This window comes from Streptomyces huiliensis, from assembly GCF_020037025.1.
GTDB lineage: Bacteria > Actinomycetota > Actinomycetes > Streptomycetales > Streptomycetaceae > Streptomyces > Streptomyces huiliensis.
Genome location: NZ_JAIQLH010000006.1, coordinates 51,467 through 67,649, shown reverse-complemented (window position 1 = coordinate 67,649; position 16,183 = coordinate 51,467). Strand labels below are relative to the sequence as shown.

At 72.2% G+C, this 16,183-nt stretch carries 19 protein-coding genes and 2 pseudogenes; 9 read left to right on the top strand and 12 right to left on the bottom strand.

The window, feature by feature from the left end:
* Positions 1 to 65: 65 nt before the first annotated feature.
* Complete coding sequence (locus JNW98_RS01750) at positions 66 to 1,061, bottom strand: metal ABC transporter substrate-binding protein (protein ID WP_223766240.1); 996 nt, start codon at positions 1,059 to 1,061, stop codon at positions 66 to 68.
* A gap of 186 nt (positions 1,062 to 1,247) precedes the next feature.
* On the opposite strand from JNW98_RS01750, the gene JNW98_RS01745 reads away from it, so the two are divergent.
* Positions 1,248 to 2,630, top strand: a complete 1,383-nt coding sequence (locus tag JNW98_RS01745) for a glycine--tRNA ligase (RefSeq protein WP_223766239.1) — start codon at positions 1,248 to 1,250, stop codon at positions 2,628 to 2,630.
* Positions 2,631 to 2,756: 126 nt separating this feature from the next.
* On the opposite strand, the gene JNW98_RS01740 is transcribed toward JNW98_RS01745, so the two are convergent.
* The 5 genes from JNW98_RS01740 to JNW98_RS01720 all read right to left on the bottom strand — a co-directional run bounded on the left by JNW98_RS01740 (position 2,757) and on the right by JNW98_RS01720 (position 6,910).
* Complete coding sequence (locus JNW98_RS01740) at positions 2,757 to 3,272, bottom strand: hypothetical protein (RefSeq protein ID WP_223766238.1); 516 nt, start codon at positions 3,270 to 3,272, stop codon at positions 2,757 to 2,759.
* Between the two features lie 43 nt (positions 3,273 to 3,315).
* Entirely contained in the window at positions 3,316 to 4,248 is a 933-nt protein-coding gene (locus JNW98_RS01735) for a phosphotransferase (RefSeq protein WP_223766237.1), read from the bottom strand.
* Between the two features lie 94 nt (positions 4,249 to 4,342).
* On the bottom strand, positions 4,343 to 4,951 hold the full coding sequence (locus JNW98_RS01730; RefSeq protein WP_223766236.1) for a Uma2 family endonuclease: 609 nt from the start codon (positions 4,949 to 4,951) through the stop codon (positions 4,343 to 4,345).
* A gap of 90 nt (positions 4,952 to 5,041) precedes the next feature.
* The gene (locus JNW98_RS01725; RefSeq protein ID WP_223766235.1) at positions 5,042 to 6,292 is read right to left on the bottom strand and encodes a glycosyltransferase; all 1,251 of its coding nucleotides are present in this window, start codon (positions 6,290 to 6,292) and stop codon (positions 5,042 to 5,044) included.
* A gap of 135 nt (positions 6,293 to 6,427) precedes the next feature.
* Positions 6,428 to 6,910: a hypothetical protein gene (locus JNW98_RS01720; RefSeq protein ID WP_223766234.1), complete on the bottom strand. Its 483-nt coding sequence runs from the start codon at positions 6,908 to 6,910 to the stop codon at positions 6,428 to 6,430.
* Positions 6,911 to 7,156: 246 nt separating this feature from the next.
* Between JNW98_RS01720 and JNW98_RS01715 the strand changes: the two genes are divergently transcribed.
* The gene (locus tag JNW98_RS01715) at positions 7,157 to 7,492 is read left to right on the top strand and encodes a hypothetical protein (protein WP_223766233.1); all 336 of its coding nucleotides are present in this window, start codon (positions 7,157 to 7,159) and stop codon (positions 7,490 to 7,492) included.
* A 36-nt stretch (positions 7,493 to 7,528) separates the two neighbouring features.
* Positions 7,529 to 8,179 carry a GNAT family N-acetyltransferase gene (locus JNW98_RS01710; protein WP_223766232.1) on the top strand — a complete coding sequence of 217 codons (651 nt, stop codon included), beginning with the start codon at positions 7,529 to 7,531 and terminating at the stop codon, positions 8,177 to 8,179.
* Positions 8,180 to 8,274: 95 nt separating this feature from the next.
* Here JNW98_RS01710 and JNW98_RS01705 read toward each other — a convergent pair whose 3' ends face one another.
* Positions 8,275 to 8,790 (bottom strand): NADPH-dependent F420 reductase, encoded by a 516-nt coding sequence (locus JNW98_RS01705; RefSeq protein ID WP_223766231.1) that lies wholly within the window; start codon positions 8,788 to 8,790, stop codon positions 8,275 to 8,277.
* Positions 8,791 to 8,864: 74 nt separating this feature from the next.
* Between JNW98_RS01705 and JNW98_RS01700 the strand changes: the two genes are divergently transcribed.
* Positions 8,865 to 9,263, top strand: coding sequence for a winged helix-turn-helix transcriptional regulator (locus tag JNW98_RS01700; RefSeq protein WP_223766230.1), 399 nt, complete (start codon positions 8,865 to 8,867; stop codon positions 9,261 to 9,263).
* 21 nt (positions 9,264 to 9,284) lie between these two features.
* Here JNW98_RS01700 and JNW98_RS01695 read toward each other — a convergent pair whose 3' ends face one another.
* On the bottom strand, positions 9,285 to 10,142 hold the full coding sequence (locus JNW98_RS01695) for a maleylpyruvate isomerase family mycothiol-dependent enzyme (protein ID WP_223766229.1): 858 nt from the start codon (positions 10,140 to 10,142) through the stop codon (positions 9,285 to 9,287).
* An 89-nt stretch (positions 10,143 to 10,231) separates the two neighbouring features.
* A complete protein-coding gene (locus tag JNW98_RS01690; protein WP_223766228.1) occupies positions 10,232 to 11,212 on the bottom strand; it encodes a LysR family transcriptional regulator in 981 nt (326 codons plus the stop codon).
* A 110-nt stretch (positions 11,213 to 11,322) separates the two neighbouring features.
* Here JNW98_RS01690 and JNW98_RS01685 point away from each other — a divergent pair, with 110 nt between their 5' ends.
* Positions 11,323 to 11,946 carry a LysE family translocator gene (locus JNW98_RS01685; RefSeq protein ID WP_223766227.1) on the top strand — a complete coding sequence of 208 codons (624 nt, stop codon included), beginning with the start codon at positions 11,323 to 11,325 and terminating at the stop codon, positions 11,944 to 11,946.
* A gap of 106 nt (positions 11,947 to 12,052) precedes the next feature.
* Here the strand turns inward: JNW98_RS01685 and JNW98_RS01680 are convergent.
* The 3 genes and pseudogenes from JNW98_RS01680 to JNW98_RS36020 form a co-directional block, all read right to left on the bottom strand.
* Positions 12,053 to 12,232: pseudogene (locus JNW98_RS01680) on the bottom strand (maleylpyruvate isomerase N-terminal domain-containing protein); the annotation flags it as partial.
* 39 nt (positions 12,233 to 12,271) lie between these two features.
* Entirely contained in the window at positions 12,272 to 12,700 is a 429-nt protein-coding gene (locus tag JNW98_RS36025; RefSeq protein WP_308015445.1) for a RibD family protein, read from the bottom strand.
* Between the two features lie 109 nt (positions 12,701 to 12,809).
* A pseudogene (locus tag JNW98_RS36020) lies at positions 12,810 to 13,007 on the bottom strand (RibD family protein); the annotation flags it as partial.
* A gap of 301 nt (positions 13,008 to 13,308) precedes the next feature.
* Here JNW98_RS36020 and JNW98_RS01670 point away from each other — a divergent pair.
* From JNW98_RS01670 to JNW98_RS01655, 4 genes are all read left to right on the top strand, one after another.
* A complete protein-coding gene (locus tag JNW98_RS01670) occupies positions 13,309 to 14,481 on the top strand; it encodes a helix-turn-helix domain-containing protein (protein WP_223766226.1) in 1,173 nt (390 codons plus the stop codon).
* 337 nt (positions 14,482 to 14,818) lie between these two features.
* Entirely contained in the window at positions 14,819 to 15,088 is a 270-nt protein-coding gene (locus JNW98_RS01665; RefSeq protein ID WP_223766225.1) for a DUF7848 domain-containing protein, read from the top strand.
* On the top strand, positions 15,085 to 15,639 hold the full coding sequence (locus JNW98_RS01660; RefSeq protein WP_223766224.1) for a hypothetical protein: 555 nt from the start codon (positions 15,085 to 15,087) through the stop codon (positions 15,637 to 15,639). The genes JNW98_RS01665 and JNW98_RS01660 overlap by 4 nt, the downstream gene beginning before the upstream one ends.
* A 9-nt stretch (positions 15,640 to 15,648) precedes the next feature.
* Positions 15,649 to 15,999, top strand: coding sequence for a hypothetical protein (locus JNW98_RS01655; RefSeq protein ID WP_223766223.1), 351 nt, complete (start codon positions 15,649 to 15,651; stop codon positions 15,997 to 15,999).
* Positions 16,000 to 16,183 lie beyond the last annotated feature (184 nt).

Here is a 16,183-nt window from a genome sequence, read left to right as displayed (position 1 = left end):
CGCCTCCTCAGGCGCGCGCTCGTCCGTGGTCGTTCGCGTGCTCGTCCGCGTGCTCGTCCGCGTGCTCACTTCGCACCGAGCGCTTTCCGCAGGGCCGTCAGATTGGACTCCATGACCTCGAAGTAGTCGTGTCCCTTGGAGTGGTCCGTGATGCCCTCCAGCGGGTCCAGGACGTCGGTCCGCAGGTTGAGGTCGCCCGCGATGGTCTTCGCGGTGGCCGGGCTGGCGATGGTCTCGAAGAAGACCGTGTTGACGTGGTGGTCCTTCGCCAGCTTGTGCAGGTCCTTGATCCGCGCGGCGCTGGGCTCGGCCTCCGGGTCGACGCCGCTGACGGCCTCCTCGGTGAGCCCGTAGCGCTCGGCGAGGTAGCCGAAGGCGGCGTGGGTGGTGATGAAGGTGTCGGAGGCGCGGTTCCGCAGGCCGTCCGCGAACTTGGTGTTCAGCTCCTTGAGGCGGCCCACCAGGATGTCGGTGTTCTTCTGGAAGATCTCCCGGTGGTCCGGGGCGGCCTTGGCGAGGGTCCTGTTGACGCCCTGCGCGACCTCGGCGTACTTCACGGGGTCGAGCCAGATGTGGGGGTCGGCGGCGCCCTCGTGGCCGTGGCCGCCGTGCTCGTCATGGTCCCCGTGATCGCCGTGCTCGTGGCCGTCGACCTCGTCGCCGTGGGTCTCCAGGTGGGTGAGGGAGGCGGCGTCGGCGACGTTCTTCGCGCCGGACTGCTCGATCGCCTCGTCCACGGCGGGCTGGAGCCCCTTGAGGTAGACGATGGCGTCCGCCTTCTCCAGGGAGGCGACCTGCCGGGGCTTGAGCTCCAGGTCGTGCGGTTCCTGTCCGGGCTTGGTGAGGCCGGTGACGTGGACGTGGTCCCCGCCGATCTGCCGGACGAGGAACTCCATCGGATAGAACGACGCCACGACGTCCAGCTTGCCGTCCCCGGCCGTCGACCGCTCGTCGGAACCGCAGGCGGTGAGCGTGCCGAGGCCGAGCGCCGCCGCCAGGGCGACGGCGATCCCGGTTATTCGGGGGGACCGGGAGGCGGGGCGGAGAGGGTTGCCGTTCATGACACTCATTTTCAACAAAAATGGAAACGATTGTCAACAAGAGCGGATGTCGGACGGTCCGAGAGAAAGCGGGGCGACCCGGTGGCCGATCGGCAGCCGGCCGGTGCGGGACCGATTTGATGAGAGGGGGTGTCGCGCCGGTAACCTGAAGCATTCGCTGTTCATCGTCGCAATGAAGAGAGCACCGTGGCCGCCGACAAGATCGACACCATCGTCAGCCTGAGCAAGCGCCGTGGCTTCGTCTATCCGTGCAGTGAGATCTACGGCGGTCAGCGTGCCGCCTGGGACTACGGACCGCTCGGTGTGGAGCTCAAGGAGAACATCAAGCGCCAGTGGTGGCGTTCCATGGTCACCTCGCGCGACGACGTGGTCGGTCTCGACTCGTCGGTGATCCTGGCCCGCGAGGTGTGGGAGGCGTCCGGTCACGTCGCCACCTTCACCGACCCGCTGACCGAGTGCACCTCCTGCCACAAGCGCTTCCGCGCGGACCACCTGGAGGAGGCGTACGAGGCCAAGCACGGCAAGCTCCCCGAGAACGGCCTCGCCGACCTCAACTGCCCGCACTGCGGCAACAAGGGCGGCTTCACCGAGCCCAAGCAGTTCTCCGGCCTGCTCTCCACCCACCTCGGCCCGACGCAGGACAGCGGCTCCGTGAGCTACCTGCGCCCCGAGACCGCGCAGGGCATCTTCACCAACTTCGCCCAGGTGCAGCAGACCTCGCGCCGCAAGCCGCCGTTCGGCATCGCCCAGACCGGCAAGTCGTTCCGCAACGAGATCACGCCGGGCAACTTCATCTTCCGGACCCGCGAGTTCGAGCAGATGGAGATGGAGTTCTTCGTCAAGCCGGGCGAGGACGAGCAGTGGCACGAGTACTGGATGGAGCAGCGCTGGAGCTGGTACACCGGCCTCGGCATGCGCGAGGAGAACATGCGGTGGTACGAGCACGCCGCCGAGAAGCTCTCGCACTACTCCAAGCGCACCGTCGACATCGAGTACCGCTTCAACTTCGGCGGCACCGAGTACTCGGAGCTCGAGGGCCTCGCCAACCGCACGGACTATGACCTGAAGGCGCACTCCGCCGCCTCCGGCCAGGACCTGTCGTACTTCGACCAGGAGGCCGGCGAGCGCTACTTCCCGTACGTCATCGAGCCGGCGGCCGGTCTGAACCGCGCCATGCTCGCCTTCATGCTCGACGCGTACAACGAGGACGAGGCGCCCAACGCCAAGGGCGTCATGGAGAAGCGCGTCGTCATGCGCCTCGACCCGCGCCTGGCCCCGGTCAAGGTCGCCGTCCTGCCGCTGTCCCGCAACCCGCAGCTCTCCCCGAAGGCCAAGGGCCTCGCGGCGGACCTGCGCAAGCACTGGAACATCGACTTCGACGACGCCGGCGCCATCGGCCGCCGCTACCGCCGCCAGGACGAGATCGGCACGCCGTTCTGCGTCACCGTCGACTTCGACACCCTGGACGACAACGCGGTGACCGTGCGCGAGCGCGACACGATGAAGCAGGAGCGCGTCTCCCTCGACCAGATCCAGAGCTACCTGGGCGGCCGCCTGCTCGGCTGCTGAGTCGCTCGTTCCGCATCGGAGGCCCCGGTCCCGCGCTCGGCGCGGGGGCGGGGCCTCCGGGCTGTCCGGGCTCTGTCCTGCTCTGTTCGTGCTCTGTTCTTGCTCTGTCAGAGCTTGGACCGTGCTCTATCGGAGCTTGCGGCGGAGCGTCCCGCGCCAGGTCCAGCCCGCCGCGAGGACGACGTCGCGGAGGGGGTTCTTGAGGACCGAGGTGTCGAAGTCGAACGTCTCGGTCGCCTCCAGGCGACCCGTGGGCCCCCTCCCGAAGGTCCACTGCCGGGAGAGCGTGTTGACGTTGCCCCACGAGTGCGAGGTTTCCGTCGTCAGACGCCCCAGGCGGCCACCGGGCCGCGTGACCTCCCACAGCAGGTCGAGAGCGCGGACCTCGCGGTCGGCCGGGACCAGCTTCATCCGGACCTGGAAGCGGCGGTCGATGTGGCCGTTCCCGCCCGCGCCGACGACGGGTTCCCGGGCGCGCCACTCCGCCACCAGGTGCACGCCTTCCGGCGTGCCGTCGCGTACGACGTACGGGGTGCCGGCCGTGGCGACGGCGAGCAGCGCGGCGCGGACGTCGGCGGCGGGACGCGGGGTGGTGCCCGGGGCGGGGTACCGGGTGCCGTTGAGTCGGTCGAGGAGGCCCATCGGGTCACCGTACGCCGGAACGGATCGCGCCTACTCCGCGCGCCTACTCCGCGGCCAGTTCCTCGTGGAGGCCGGCGAGGGCGGTGCGGTCGTCCTCGGTGCCGGTGTGCGGGGCGGAGAACCAGCGGGCGTACTCGTCGATCTCGGAGAGGCGCCAGTCGAGGGCGAAGAGTTCGAGCATGGCGGGGTCGGCGCCTCCAGGCCCCGCCATGCTCGCGTCGGCGGCCGGCAGATCCGCGTAGTCCCGCTCACGCGGGGCGAGGGCCAGGGATTCCCAGTCGACCAGGCGGAGGCCGAACGCGCCGACGAGCTGGTTGTCGTTGTGCGGCTCGCCGTGGGTCGGCACCCAGCTGTCCCGGCGGGAGCGGGCGAGGTCCGCCAGCGCGTGGTAGCGGTCCGTCCAGCGCGCGATCGCGGCGGCGCGCGCGGCGATCGCGTTCCTGGCCTCCTCCGCGAGCGGCCCGGACGCCCAGGGACGGGCCGTGCGCGCCCGCAGGGCGTCGGCGAACCCGGGCGCCACCCGCGGCGTCCAGGGCCGCAGGCCCTCCGGCGGCGCGGCGGCGTGCAGCGCGGCGAGCGCGTCGACGACCCGTGCGACGTGATCCGGCCGGCCCGCCTCCTCCTCGCCGGGCGACCGGCCGTCCAGCCACGGCGTCACGCTCAGCGCGCCGCCGTCCACGGCCACGGTGAACCGCCCGTTCCGGGCCCGCAGCGGCGCGCACACCGCCTCCAGCCCGCCCGCGGCCAGCGCCGCGGCCCCCGCGTAGGCGGCCTCCAACGACTCCGCGGTGTGCCGCGGCTCCAGCCGGTCCAGCGTGACGAACAGCGCCGCCCCGCCGCCGTCCGCCACCCGCCAGTGGTAGGCGCCGAACCCCCAGGGCAGGTAGGCGACTTCGGTCACTCCGGACAGCGTCCAGTGCGCGGCGACCGTGTCGGTGACGGTCCGGTCGTCGACGAAGGAGGGGCGAGAGAGCACGGCACGTGATCCTAGGCCCGGCCAGGGCCGCCGGCACGGGGTTTTCGCGGGCGGGCGGCGGTCGGCGGCCTTTCGGAGTCCGGGGCCGTCGCGGTCACCACATGGCGGTGTCCACCTCGCAGCCGAAGGGCGCGGGGACGCGCACCTTGTCGCCGAACTTGACCTGGGTGTGGGCCCGGTAGCCCCGGTCGGGGGCGGGGTCGTGGTACACGGTGACCGCCTTGACGGCCATGTCGATCAGAACGTAGACGGGGACGCCGCCCCTGCCGTAGACCTCCACCTTGTCCGTGAGGTCGAATGTCCGCGTCGACGACGACGTCACCTCACCGACCAGGGATAGCGCCTCACCCGGCAGGAAGATGCCCTCCACGTCGACGAGGGCCTCGTCGGCCACGTGAAGGTCGGGCCCGTACCCCCTTTCCTGTGCGGGAAAGCGGAACAGGCAGGGCTCGGTGCCTACTTCATGACCTTCCGGAACGTGCGGCCTGAGCTGGCGCTCCAGACTCCGCATGACGCGGAGGTAGCGGCCCTGCGGCCACGGCGACATGACGATTTTCCCCCCGATGGTCTCCACGCGATAACCGTCGGGCAGGGTGTCGTTGACCTGCTCCAGATCGCGGCAGAGCTGCTCGAAATCGGCCTTCTCCCCCTTCCCGTCCTCGCCGTCTATCGCTTGCGGCGCCTCGCGCGGAATGTCCACCATGACTGCCATCATGCGCCTCCTCCCGTGAGTGAGCCGTGCACTACACACCGTAGCGGTCGCCACTGACAAGAGGGTTCGTCCGGCCGGCCCTCAGCCGCCGCCTCGGCTGATCCCGCCGCCCCCGCCGCCCCCGCCGACCCCGTCGAGCAGCAGCCGCGCCGCCGTCGTCGCGCCGTCGGGGGTGATCGAGGCGGCGATGGTGGCGGCTCGGGTCTGGGTTTCGGGGGTGAGGGCCGCGGCGAGGGCGGAGGTGAGGGACGCGAGCGTCGGGGCCGGGCCGTCGTGGGCCACGCCGATGCCCAGGTCGGCCACGCGGCGCGCCCAGTACGGCTGGTCGGTCGCCTGCGGCACGACCACCTGGGGCACGCCCGCCCGGGCGGCCGTCGCCGTGGTGCCCGCGCCGCCGTGGTGCACGACGGCGGCGACCCGGGGGAACAGCGCCTGCTGGTTGACCTCGCCGACGGCGAAGCAGTCGTCGCGCCCGTCCACGAGGGCGAGTTCGGCCCAGCCGCGCCGGACGAGCGCGCGGCGGCCCTGGGCCCGTACCGCCGCGATGGCCACCTCGGCGGCGTCCGGCGCCGCGTGCAGGGGCATGCTGCCGAAACCGACGTACACCGGCGGGTCGCCGGTGTCCAGGAACGCCATCAGGTCGGCCGGAAGCGGGCGTTCGTCGGGCAGGGCCCACGCCCCGGTCTGGACGACGTCGAGGCCCGGCCACGCGCGCCACGGGTCCAGGACGGGGTCCGACGCCAGCCACGGGCGGTCGCCGACGACGTAGTCGCGGACGCCGTCGACCGGGGGCAGGCCGTTCGCCACCCGGTTGGTGTTGAGCGCCGCCCCGAAGATCGCGTCGACGTTCCGGGCGTCCAGGCCCCACAGCGCCAGGTTGTCGGTCACGTCGGGCGGGAACGGGTGGCCCGGATACGCCAGTGGAGGGTGGTACGGGGACGGCAGGGTGAGCTGCTGGAAGCTGACGGACACGGAGGGGACGCCCAGCTTCTCGGCCACCGACAGCGCCCCGGCCGTCGCCGGCAGCATGCCGGTCGCCACCACCACGTCGCAGCCCTCCGCCGCCGCGGCGACCTTGACGAACTGTTCGGCGATCAGCTCGGCCGCGACCCTGGGGAACGACTCGGGCCCCGGCGCCGCCAGCGTGAGCTCCCGAGCCGACGGCCCGACCGGCACCACCGGCGCCCCGACCCCGGCCAGCCGCTCCACGAACTCCTCGTCCGGCGGCGCGCACACCCGTACCTCGGCGCCCGCTTCGAGGAGCCGCGTGGCGAGCCCCGCCAGCGGTTCCACGTCGCCGCGGGATCCGTATGTCGACAACAGCACGCGCATGTGCGGCACTTCCTTTTCGTGGGGGGTGCTCTTCGTGGGGCCACGGCTTTCGGCTTCGGTGGGTGATTCTGTGGCAGTGTGGGGGGCTTGTGGCAAGGGCCCTGGTGCGCTATAGGTTGATGGTGGCGGGAGGGGTCACGCGCGGGTACCGCCGAGCCGACGTCGGCAGTAGGCGACCGTGACGACGGCGACCAGCGGCCCCCACAGCAGCAGCGGCACGTAGCAGGCGTTCATGACCAAGGCGGCCACACCCTGCGGAGCGTCGGAGCCGCCCGCGTCGGCGGGCATGCCGCCCCAGAACATCGGCAGCGTGACCGCCGCCACCGCGAGCGCCCCCAGCCCCGCCGGAACGGCGGCCGCCCAGACCGGGACCCGCCTGCCGCCGAGGAACGGAAACCAGCGTGGCAGCCGCTCGCCCCACGGTCTGACCAGGCCGAGCGTCAGGAAGGCGAGCGTCTCGGTGACGACGGTCAGCAGGGTGATGTAGAAGAAGTTCTCCGGGCTGGGCTGCCAGTCCTCCGCCAGCTGTCCGCTCCAGCCGACGGGGATGCCCACGGCCATGGCCATCCGCCACAGCCCCGACGGCAACACCGCGAGCGGCACGGCGTGCGCCGCCATAACCGCCCAGCGCGAGCTGGAAGAACCGGAAGAAGGAGCAGGGGACACGACTCCGGTGTTCGCATCGCTGGGCAGCGTCTTCGCCGGATTCACGGCTACCTCCTGAACGGCGTGGGCAACACCTCGAGACTCGCAAAGAGCGGTGCGCCCCACGTCCCCCCGGGGAACCGTCCGCCTCACCCGTCCGGCTGAGCCGCCGTCCGACCGGGGGCGGACAGGGCGCGTCGCGTGTGACAGCCTGCGCACATGCCAGAGTTGCGCGCGTACGGCGGTCGTCACTACGCCGTCCAGTACCACTACGCCCTGCCCGACGACGCGTGGTGCGTCGAACTGAGCGAGGCCGTACCGGCCCCGGCCGCCTGGGCGGACGACCCCACCGCGCAGACGCACCTGCCCGGCCCCGCCTTCCTGGTGGGCGTGATACCCGACGAGGACCCGGCCCTGGAGCCGACCGTCCGCGTTTTCAGTCCGGACGGGCACGTGATCCCCTACGAGATCACGCGCTGGTTCATGGAGCTCGTGGCCGACCAGGTCGAACGCTGCCGCATCGCGTTCGAGCAGGGTGCGGGGAGCGAAACCTGATCGACGGCGGGCCCGGGGCCCGAGCACACTGGCCGAATGCCGCAACTGATCACACCCGATACGCGCGTTCACGCCTCGTTCGTCGAGGCCATGACCGAGTTCCGAGCTGAAGGGCGAGGGGTTCCCGAGGACGACTCGATGGTCGGCAGGGACATCTTGAGCTACCACCCCCGGTGGGCGGACGCGGACGTCTTCGCGGACTACGTGCGGTCGGTGCGCGCCGACGCCCACGAGGACACCCCCCGGCCCGAAGGCCGCGTCCCCGCCACCACCCTCTGGTACGTCGACGGCGACACCTACCTCGGACGGATAGCCGTCCGCCACCGGGCCACCCCGCGCCTGCTGGAGTGGGGCGGCCACATCGGCTACGACGTCCGGCCCTCCGCCCGCCGCCGCGGGCACGCCACGGCGATGCTGCGCGCCGCGCTGCCCGTCGCGGCGGGCCTGGGCATCGACCCGGTCCTGGTCACCTGCGACCCGGACAACGTCGCCTCCCGCAAGGTCATCGAGGCGTGCGGCGGCGCTTATGAGGACGAGCGCTGCGGCAAGCTGCGTTTCTGGATCCGCACCCGACCGGAGTTGATGGTCAGTCAGGTAGGCGGCCGTTCCCTGGGCATCCCCGGCGGGCACGCGAACGTGCACCTGTTCAAGTCGCCTACTGAGTCCGCGCCTTCAGACCCATCGTAAGCACGCCGCGCCGCCGGCGCCGCCGTTTCCGGTGCGCCTCGACCGCGAGCACGGCGGTCGGGGACGTCGCGGCCGCCGTCGTACGCACCCAGCGGTCAGGCGTCCGCCCCCATGCCGCCTTTCGTTCCCGAGTGGCTCGGTCCGGCCGCGTACGCCAGCGGAGGCGCGATCGCCTGCGCATCGGCTCCCTCGCCGACCCACAGGGCGATGAACAGCGCGGCGGTCGCCTCCAGGAGCCCCGCACGTTCGAGACCGCCGCCGGCGACGGGTTCACAGCCCACGTCCCGCACCAGCTCGCGTACTCGCACGAGGGCCGTCTCGTCGTCCCCGCAGACCGGGACGGCCAGCGGCCGCGCGTCGAAGACGGGGGGCCGCATACGCCACACGTCCTCGTGGCAGAGATTGAAAGCCTTGACCACCCGGGCGCCCGGGGCCGCCGCGGCCGCCGCCGCGCGCAGACCGGCAGGCTTCGCACCGCCTCCGATGCGCGTCGCAAGCCGCTCCGCCCGCCGTGTGTCCCGTCCCCCGATGGTCACCTCATGCCCGGCCCGCACCCAGTGGGTGGCGAGCGCGTCAGCCATGTTGCCCGTGCCCAATACGCCGATCCTCATCACGCGCTCCCTCTCCATGCCTGTTACGACCGTTCACACCGAGGCTAGAAGGCGGTTCGGGCACCATTTGGTACGTGACCACCGACGCCTTCCTCGCCGACTGCCGCGCCCGCCTCGCCTTCGACCTGCTCTCCAATACCTGGAACGCCGTGGTGCTCTGGGCGCTGCGCGACGGGCCGAGTCGCCCGGTCGAACTGCGGGAACGGATCGGGGGCATCAGCTCCAAGGTCCTCACCGAGACCCTGCGACGGCTGCAGTTCAACGGGCTGGTCGACCGCCAGGTTCACCCCGACGCACCAAAACGGGTCGAGTACCGACTGACCGCTCTGGGCGGCACCTTGCTGGTGCACATCGACGCCGTCGGCGCATGGGCCTTCGAGTACGGCGACGCGGTGTTGGCCGCCCAGGAAGCAGCATCTCCACCCGGTCCGCAGTCCCTTTCCTCCTGCTCGCAGGACCGGCCGATGGCGTGAGCGCGGGTGCCGCCGGAGGTGTCAGTAGACGATCGAGACGATGCGGCAGGCGGCCTCGGCCAGGGCGGGGTCGCCTTCGACGTGCGCGCGGGGCAGGGCCGTGGCGGGCTCGATGCCGCGTGTGCAAAGACGCCAGGCGGTCTCCGTGTCCAGGCGGAGGAGCGCGGCGGGGCGCTCGGCGGCCGGTTCGGACAGGGACCAGCGGGTGCCGGTGGCCGTCGCCGTCCAGGTGCCGCCGGCCGGGCCGTCGATCCTGACCCGGACCTGCGTGCCGGGCGGTGCGTCGACCGTACGCAGGGTGTGCGGCAGCGCCCGCAGGAACGTGTCCAGGACGACGGACAGGAGCCGCGGGTCCGGGTCCGTCGGCAGGCCGACGGCGTGGCGGATCTGCTGGCGGTGGGTCCAGAACTCGGTGAGGTCCCGGGCGCTGTCCAGCCACGTCGGCGCCGGGTCGATCCCCGCCCACGACACCCCCAGCGACGGCGCGTTCGGGTCCGTGGCCTCGAAGAAGCGGGCCGTCTGCGCGCCGATCAGGTCCAGGGTGTCGGCGAGCGCGGCGGGGCTGACCCGGGCGAAGGCCCTCACCCACTCCTCGTTGATCCGGTGGATGAACGTTTCGAGGGTCTCGCCCGGTGCGAAGACCGGTCCTTCCCCGTGCCGGTCGCGGTCGCGGGCCAGGCGCCCGTAGCAGTCGCCCAGCACGTGCGCCGCCACGTCGCGCACGGTCCAGCCCGGCACGGCCTCCTTGCCCCAGTCGGCGGGCGCCAGGCCGCGCAGAGTGGTCATGAGCGCGGCGTGTTCGGGAGCGAACAGGGGGCGGGCGTCGATCGGCGTGCCGAGCCATGCGTGACCCGGTACTTCGCGGGGGCGGAACTCCATGACCGAAGCCTGGCAAGAGGCCGGCCGTTCGGCCACCGTTTAACGTGTCCCGCGCTTGACGCGTCCGGCCGCGCTCCAGGCGGGGCTTTTCAGGCTCCGTGCGGTGAGTTCGGATTCGACGAGCGTGGTCCTTGTCGCGGGGGAGCCTCCCAGGCGGCGGTGATGTGGCGGGCGACATCGCGCAGGAGGCCGATGAGCATGTCCGCGAGTGGTGTGAGGCCGGCGTCCGTCCTGGTCACGGCGTAGATCTGGCGGTAGGGCCTGGGGTGGGCCAGTTCGCGGTGGGTGGTGCCCGGCGCATGGGTCAGGGCCAGGCGCGAGACCAGGGCCACCGCGATGCCTGTGCCGACGAGTGCCTGGGCGACGTCGTAGGACTCGGTCTCGAACCGCACGGCAGGAGTGAAACCGGCCTCGCGGGCGGCGTCGTGGAACTGTTCGCGGGCCGCATGGCCGGCCAGGATGGAAACCCACGATTCGTCGCGCAGTTGTTCCAGGTGCAGTTCGGCGTCCGCGGGCTGCCCGGTGGCCAGCGGATGGTCGTCGGGGAGGACCACGACCATCGGGTCCAGGAGGAGCGGATGGGCCCGTATGTGCGGGGGCGGCACGAGCGGCATGCCCCAGGACGCGACGATCACCACGTCCAGGCGCCCCGCGCCGATCTCGTCCGTTCCGCGTCCGGACACCACGTCCACGACCGAGACGTCGGCGTCCGGGTGGCGGTGGCGCAGCGCCGTCAGGGCGGGTGGCAGCAGGTGCAGGGCGGCTGCCTGGAACGTTCCGATCCGCAGCCGTAGGGAGAGGTGGCCGAGCAGCGCGGCCAGTTCCGCCTCGGCCCGGTCCGCGGCCTCCTCGACGGTTCGGCCGTGAGAGGCCAGCAGCGCGCCGGCCGCGGTGAGCGTCGCCCCGCGAGGGCCACGGATGACCAGCGGCACCTGCCAGTCGCGCTCGGCCTTGACCACCTGCTGGGTGATCGCCGCGGGCGTGAGGTGGAGGGCGCGGGCCGCCGCCGTCAGGGAGCCGTGCCGCTCGATCAACGCGAGAAGTCGGAGCTGCCCCGGGTCCATCACCATTCACTAATTTTAACGCTACAGCCCTCTCTTTTAACTTCTCTTAGGGGCGCGGGGCGGGAAGCCTGGTGGTGCATCCATCGGCCCGTATCCCCGGAAGGGGTTCTTTCGCCATGCCCACGCATGTGCCCGTTTTCATCGCCACCACCTTGCTGCTGGCGATGCTGCCAGGCGCGAGTCAAGCCCTGTTGATCCGGCAGGTCCTGGAAGGCGGCCAACGCACCGTCCGGGGCACGCTCGCGGGCAACGCCACCGGCTTCCTGCTGTGGTCCACGGCCGCCGCGGCCGGGCTGTCCGCCGTCCTGCTGGCCAGCCCCACCGCGTACGCGGCGCTCCGGATCGCGGGCGGCATCGTGCTGATGTACCTCGGCGTGAAGACGCTGCGGACCGCGCTCACCACCGTCTCCGCCTCTCCGTCCCGCGAGGGCGGGCGCCGCTCCGGCTTCGCGGGCGGGTACCTCACCGGCCTGAGCACCAACCTCGGCAACCCGAAGGCCGGCGTGTTCGCCGTCTCGGTGCTGCCCCAGTTCGTGACGGCGAAGGGCCCGGTGTTCCTGTCGACCGTCGCCCTGGGAGCTTTGTGGGCGCTCGTCAGCGCCTCCTGGTACATGCTGCTCACCTGGGCCGTCGGCCGGGGGCGCGCCTTGATATCGCGGCCGACGGTCCTGCGGGGGCTCAGCGTGACGACCGGTGTCGTCCTGCTGGGGCTGGGCGCGGCGGTGGCGGCGGGTGTCTGAGGGGCGGGGCGGGGCCCTGTCGGAAGTCTGACGATGGTGGCCCGGGCGAGTGGTGAGTGACTCGTGAAGCGAGTCACCCAGCAAGTGCGCATGTCAGGCGCGCTTGGACGTGGGCCGCCACGTCGCGTACGGTCCAGCCCGGCACCGCCTCCTTGCTCCAGTCGGAGCGCGCCAGGCCGCGCAGGGTGGCCATCAGCGCGGCGTGTTCCGGAGCGAACAGAGCACGGGCGTCGATCGGCGTGCCGAGCCACGCGTGGCCCGGCACGCCGCTGGGACGGAACTCCATGACCGAAGCCTGGCAAGCAGCCGTCCGTTCGGCCACCGTTTAACGCGTTCGGCCTCGCGACCGCGCCACCAGGCGGACGTCCGGGCCCGAGCGCGCCACGTCGACCAGCTCGCAGCGGAGGGTGTCGCCGATCGTGTCGATCGTGCCGCCTTGGAGGGCGCTCTTGCCTCGGCCGAGGAGGGCCGGAGCGATGTACGCGATCACGCGGTCCACCAGCCCGGCCGACACGAACGACGCGGCGAGGGTCGGTCCGCCTTCCAGGAACATGCCGCGCACGTCCCGCTCGCGCAGTTCACGTAGCAACGACGTGATGTCCAGGCCCGTTCCGTCGTCGGCCTTCGGGATCCGGACGATGATGGCCCGGCCCTCCAGGTGCGCGGCGTCCGCCTCCTCGGACACGGCGATCAGCGTCGGTGCGGCATCGTCCAGGACGCGGGCGTCCCTCGGCGTACGGGCGTGGGTGTCCACGACCACCCGCCACGGCTTGGTGCTCAGCGGGCACCGCCGTGACCTTGAGGCGGGGGTCGTCCTTCACCGAGCGCACAGCCAGGTGCGGGTCGTCCGCTCGCCGCGTGCCCGCGCTCACCACGGCCGCCTGGCAGGCGGCGCGCGGTGCGTGGACCTCGACGCGGGACTCCGCACTGGTGATCCACTGACTGGTCCCGTCCGCCGCGGCGATTCGGCCGTCCAGGGTGGCGGCGTACTTGTAGACGACGTAGGGGCGTCCGCTGACGGTGTGCCACTCGTCGGCGCCGACGAGCTCGCTCGGGTGCATCGAGACACCTTTCGGAAGGAGAGAGGTAAGGAGGGAAGTGGTGCCGAGTCCGAACGTCATTCTTCGCGACGAGCCGTGCCGGAGTCCCCTGACTGAGCCGTGTCGGGCAGGCAAGTGTCGAGTGGCTCGTGAAGCGGTTCGTCGGGCAAGTGCGATGGAACGGCGGCCCCTTGGCCGCGCCGTCCCGGGGTGCCCCTGGGGAAGCCGGTGCGCGCGTGGCCTCGGATGCGGGAGCAGCGAACACGGGTCCGCCGGGAGCGGCGCGGGTATCGTCCTGGTGTCGAGCAGATCGGAGTTCAGCATGTCGGAGCACACCGGTGCGCGGATCGCGAGGACGCGGAAGCGTCGCCGACTGACTCAGCGCGAACTGGCCCACCGGAGCAACGTCTCGTACAGCACTCTCACGAAGGTCGAGCAGGGGCAGATGCCCGCCAGCCCTTCCGTGATCGGCGCCCTCGCGCGCGCCCTGTCGGTACCCGTGGACGAGCTGACGGGACAGCCGTATCTCGAAGAGCTGCGGCAGGACCGCCTCGACGGGCTGATCAACCCGATCCGCGAGGCGCTCAACGTGTACGACCTCGGCGTGGACCCGGACCTCGCCCCGCGCGGCGCGGCCGAGCTGGCGGCGGAAGCCGAGGAGTTGTGCCTGCTGATGCGGGCCACCGACATCAAGCGGGTGGCGGTCGCGCTGCCCTCCCTGATCCGCGAGGCGACCACGGTCGCGCACGCGGAGGGGACGACCGAGGCGTGGCGGACTCTGGCGAGCGGTTACCGCACCGCGTACGACGTCGCGACGAAGCTGGGGTTCGTCGACCTGGCGGCGATCGCCCTCGACCGGCTGGAGTGGGCCGCGGAGCGCGCCTCCGACCCGTTGCTGGGCGGCATGCGGCAGTACCTGCGGGCCCTGGCCTACCTCCGGGCCAGTGACTACCGCACGGGCGAGCGGCTGGTCCGCCTCGGGATGGCCAGGTTGGAACAGGCGGCTCCAGGCCGTGAACGCGATGTCCTCACCGGGCAGCTCCACTTGGGCGCCGCGGTGCTGGCCGGCCGCGCCAAGGACGGCGACACGGCCGAGAGCCACCTGGCCGAGGCCGGCCGGATAGCCGATCGCACGGGCCCGGCCGAGAAGGTCCACTGGCTGGCGTTCGGTCCGGCCAACGTCGGTGTGCACCGGGTGAGCGTGCTGGCCGAGTTGGACGAGTACGGCGCGGCCGTCGACATGGCACGCGACGTCCGGCTGCCCGCCGACTGGCCGCGGTCCCGGATGTCCCACCACTACGCGGAGGTGGCGCGCGCCCAGATGTGGACCGGCCGCACCGAAGCGGCCTTCGGCAACCTGCTGGAAGCGCGCAGGCTGGCACCACAGCAGACCCGCTACCACCCGATCGTGCGGGAGACGTACTCCGGCCTGGAGTCGGCGAAGCGGCGCATGCCGGACGACTTCATCAGCTTCGGCGCCTGGCTGAGCGCGTAGCCGAGCGTCAGGTCATGGCCCGGGCTGTCAGCGGGCTCTGACAGTTCCGGCCCTTGCGCGCCAGCACGATGTGACGGTCAGCACATCGTCTGCGCGTGGAGTCGTACATGCCACACCAACGAACACCCCAGGACCGCGCCCGCCGCGCCGCGCTGGCCGATGCCGCCGTGGGCAGCGCCCCGGCGGAGCCGTACCGTAACGCGCCCGCTCCCGCGCCCGGTTGCGACGTCTGTGAAGCGCTCGCGCGGTAGCGGGCCGTGGCGCGGCGGGACGGGGACTTCTCGCGGGTCGTCGACTGCGACGTCGAGCTGCGGCGGCACCCGCACGGGAGGCGGCGGTGAGGGCGGCCGACAGCGTGGCGGAGGCGCGGGCGCTGGTACTGGCGCGGGACGGTGGGCCGGGCCTTCCGGGCGAGCCCGTGCACCAGTTCCAGTGCAGGGACTGCCGGAAGACGTCCCGGGCGAGCGAGGGCGACCCGCTGCTCGCCGAGGTCTGGGCGCTGAAGCACACGCGGCTGCATCCGGCGCACCGGGCGTACTGCGCGGTGACCACCTCGTTCTGGCGGGTGGACCCGGATCCCGGAGCCGGCGAGGAGGCGGGCCGATGAGCGACTACCCGCCGCTTCCCGTCACGTACCCCACCCAGCGCCACCCCGGCGCGTTGTGGCTGGTCTCCCGGGTTCCGCGGCCGCGGGAGATCCACGAGGCGTGGGCGGACGGCAGGTCGCCCGCGATCGAGATCGGGCGGCGCTTCGACGTCGTCCACCTCGCGGCGGAGGCGGTGGAGGGCGGCATCGCCGGGGTACGGACGGACGACGTGGTCGAGGCGGCGTTCCGGGAGGCGGGGATCGGGTACGGCGTGGTGGTGACCCGCCGGCGGGACGTCTACAGCGTCCTCGTGCGGGCGGGCACGGCGCGGACGTGGACCGCCGGGAACGGGACGCGGGCCGTCGGCATCGACGACCACCTGCGCTATCTGCGCACACCACACCCCGGACGGCGGGAGGGGCCGGGCGACTTCTGGCTGCTTCCCGTGCCGCATGAGGAGGAGGTGCTGGCCGGGGCGGTGGAGGTGCGTGCGCTGCTCGCGCGATCGGGGTGGCGGTCGGGAAGGGCGGGAACGTGCGTGACGTGGGGGATGCGGCCGGGATCGGCGTAGGGTGGGCCGATGCCGCTTGTGGAGATCACTTACGCGCCTCGCGTTCCCGAGGACGTCCTTCGTGAACTGCGCGGAGCGCTGCCGCACTTGGTGTCCCTCGCCGTCGAGTGCCCCGAGGAGCCCTACGACGGCGCGCTGCGGCCCGGTGACATCGAGCTGCGCTTCCGGCCGCTCGGGCCGCTGGACAGCAGTGGTGTGGACCTCGTCGTCGAGGTGCGGTCGAAGTGGTTCGAGAGCCGGGCCGCCGACCGTCAGGAGCGGGCTGACCGGCTGTGCGCCGGGATCCGTGCGGTGGCCGGGTCGCACGACGTGGGGGTGTACCTGTCGTTGCCCATGGCCGCGTGGGCACAGGGGGACTGAGAAGCGTGTGGCGGGCGGCGGCCCCGGCCAGCCCCGTGACGGTCCTCGCGGAGTGCCGTCCGTCGGCCCGGAAAAGCCAACCGCGCGGACGGCGGCGTACGTTCGGACGCGGGGCACGTGCGTGCTGTTCGCGTGGCGCGGCGGTGTCGTACGGGCCGGGCCGTACCCGCCGGTCTCACTAGTC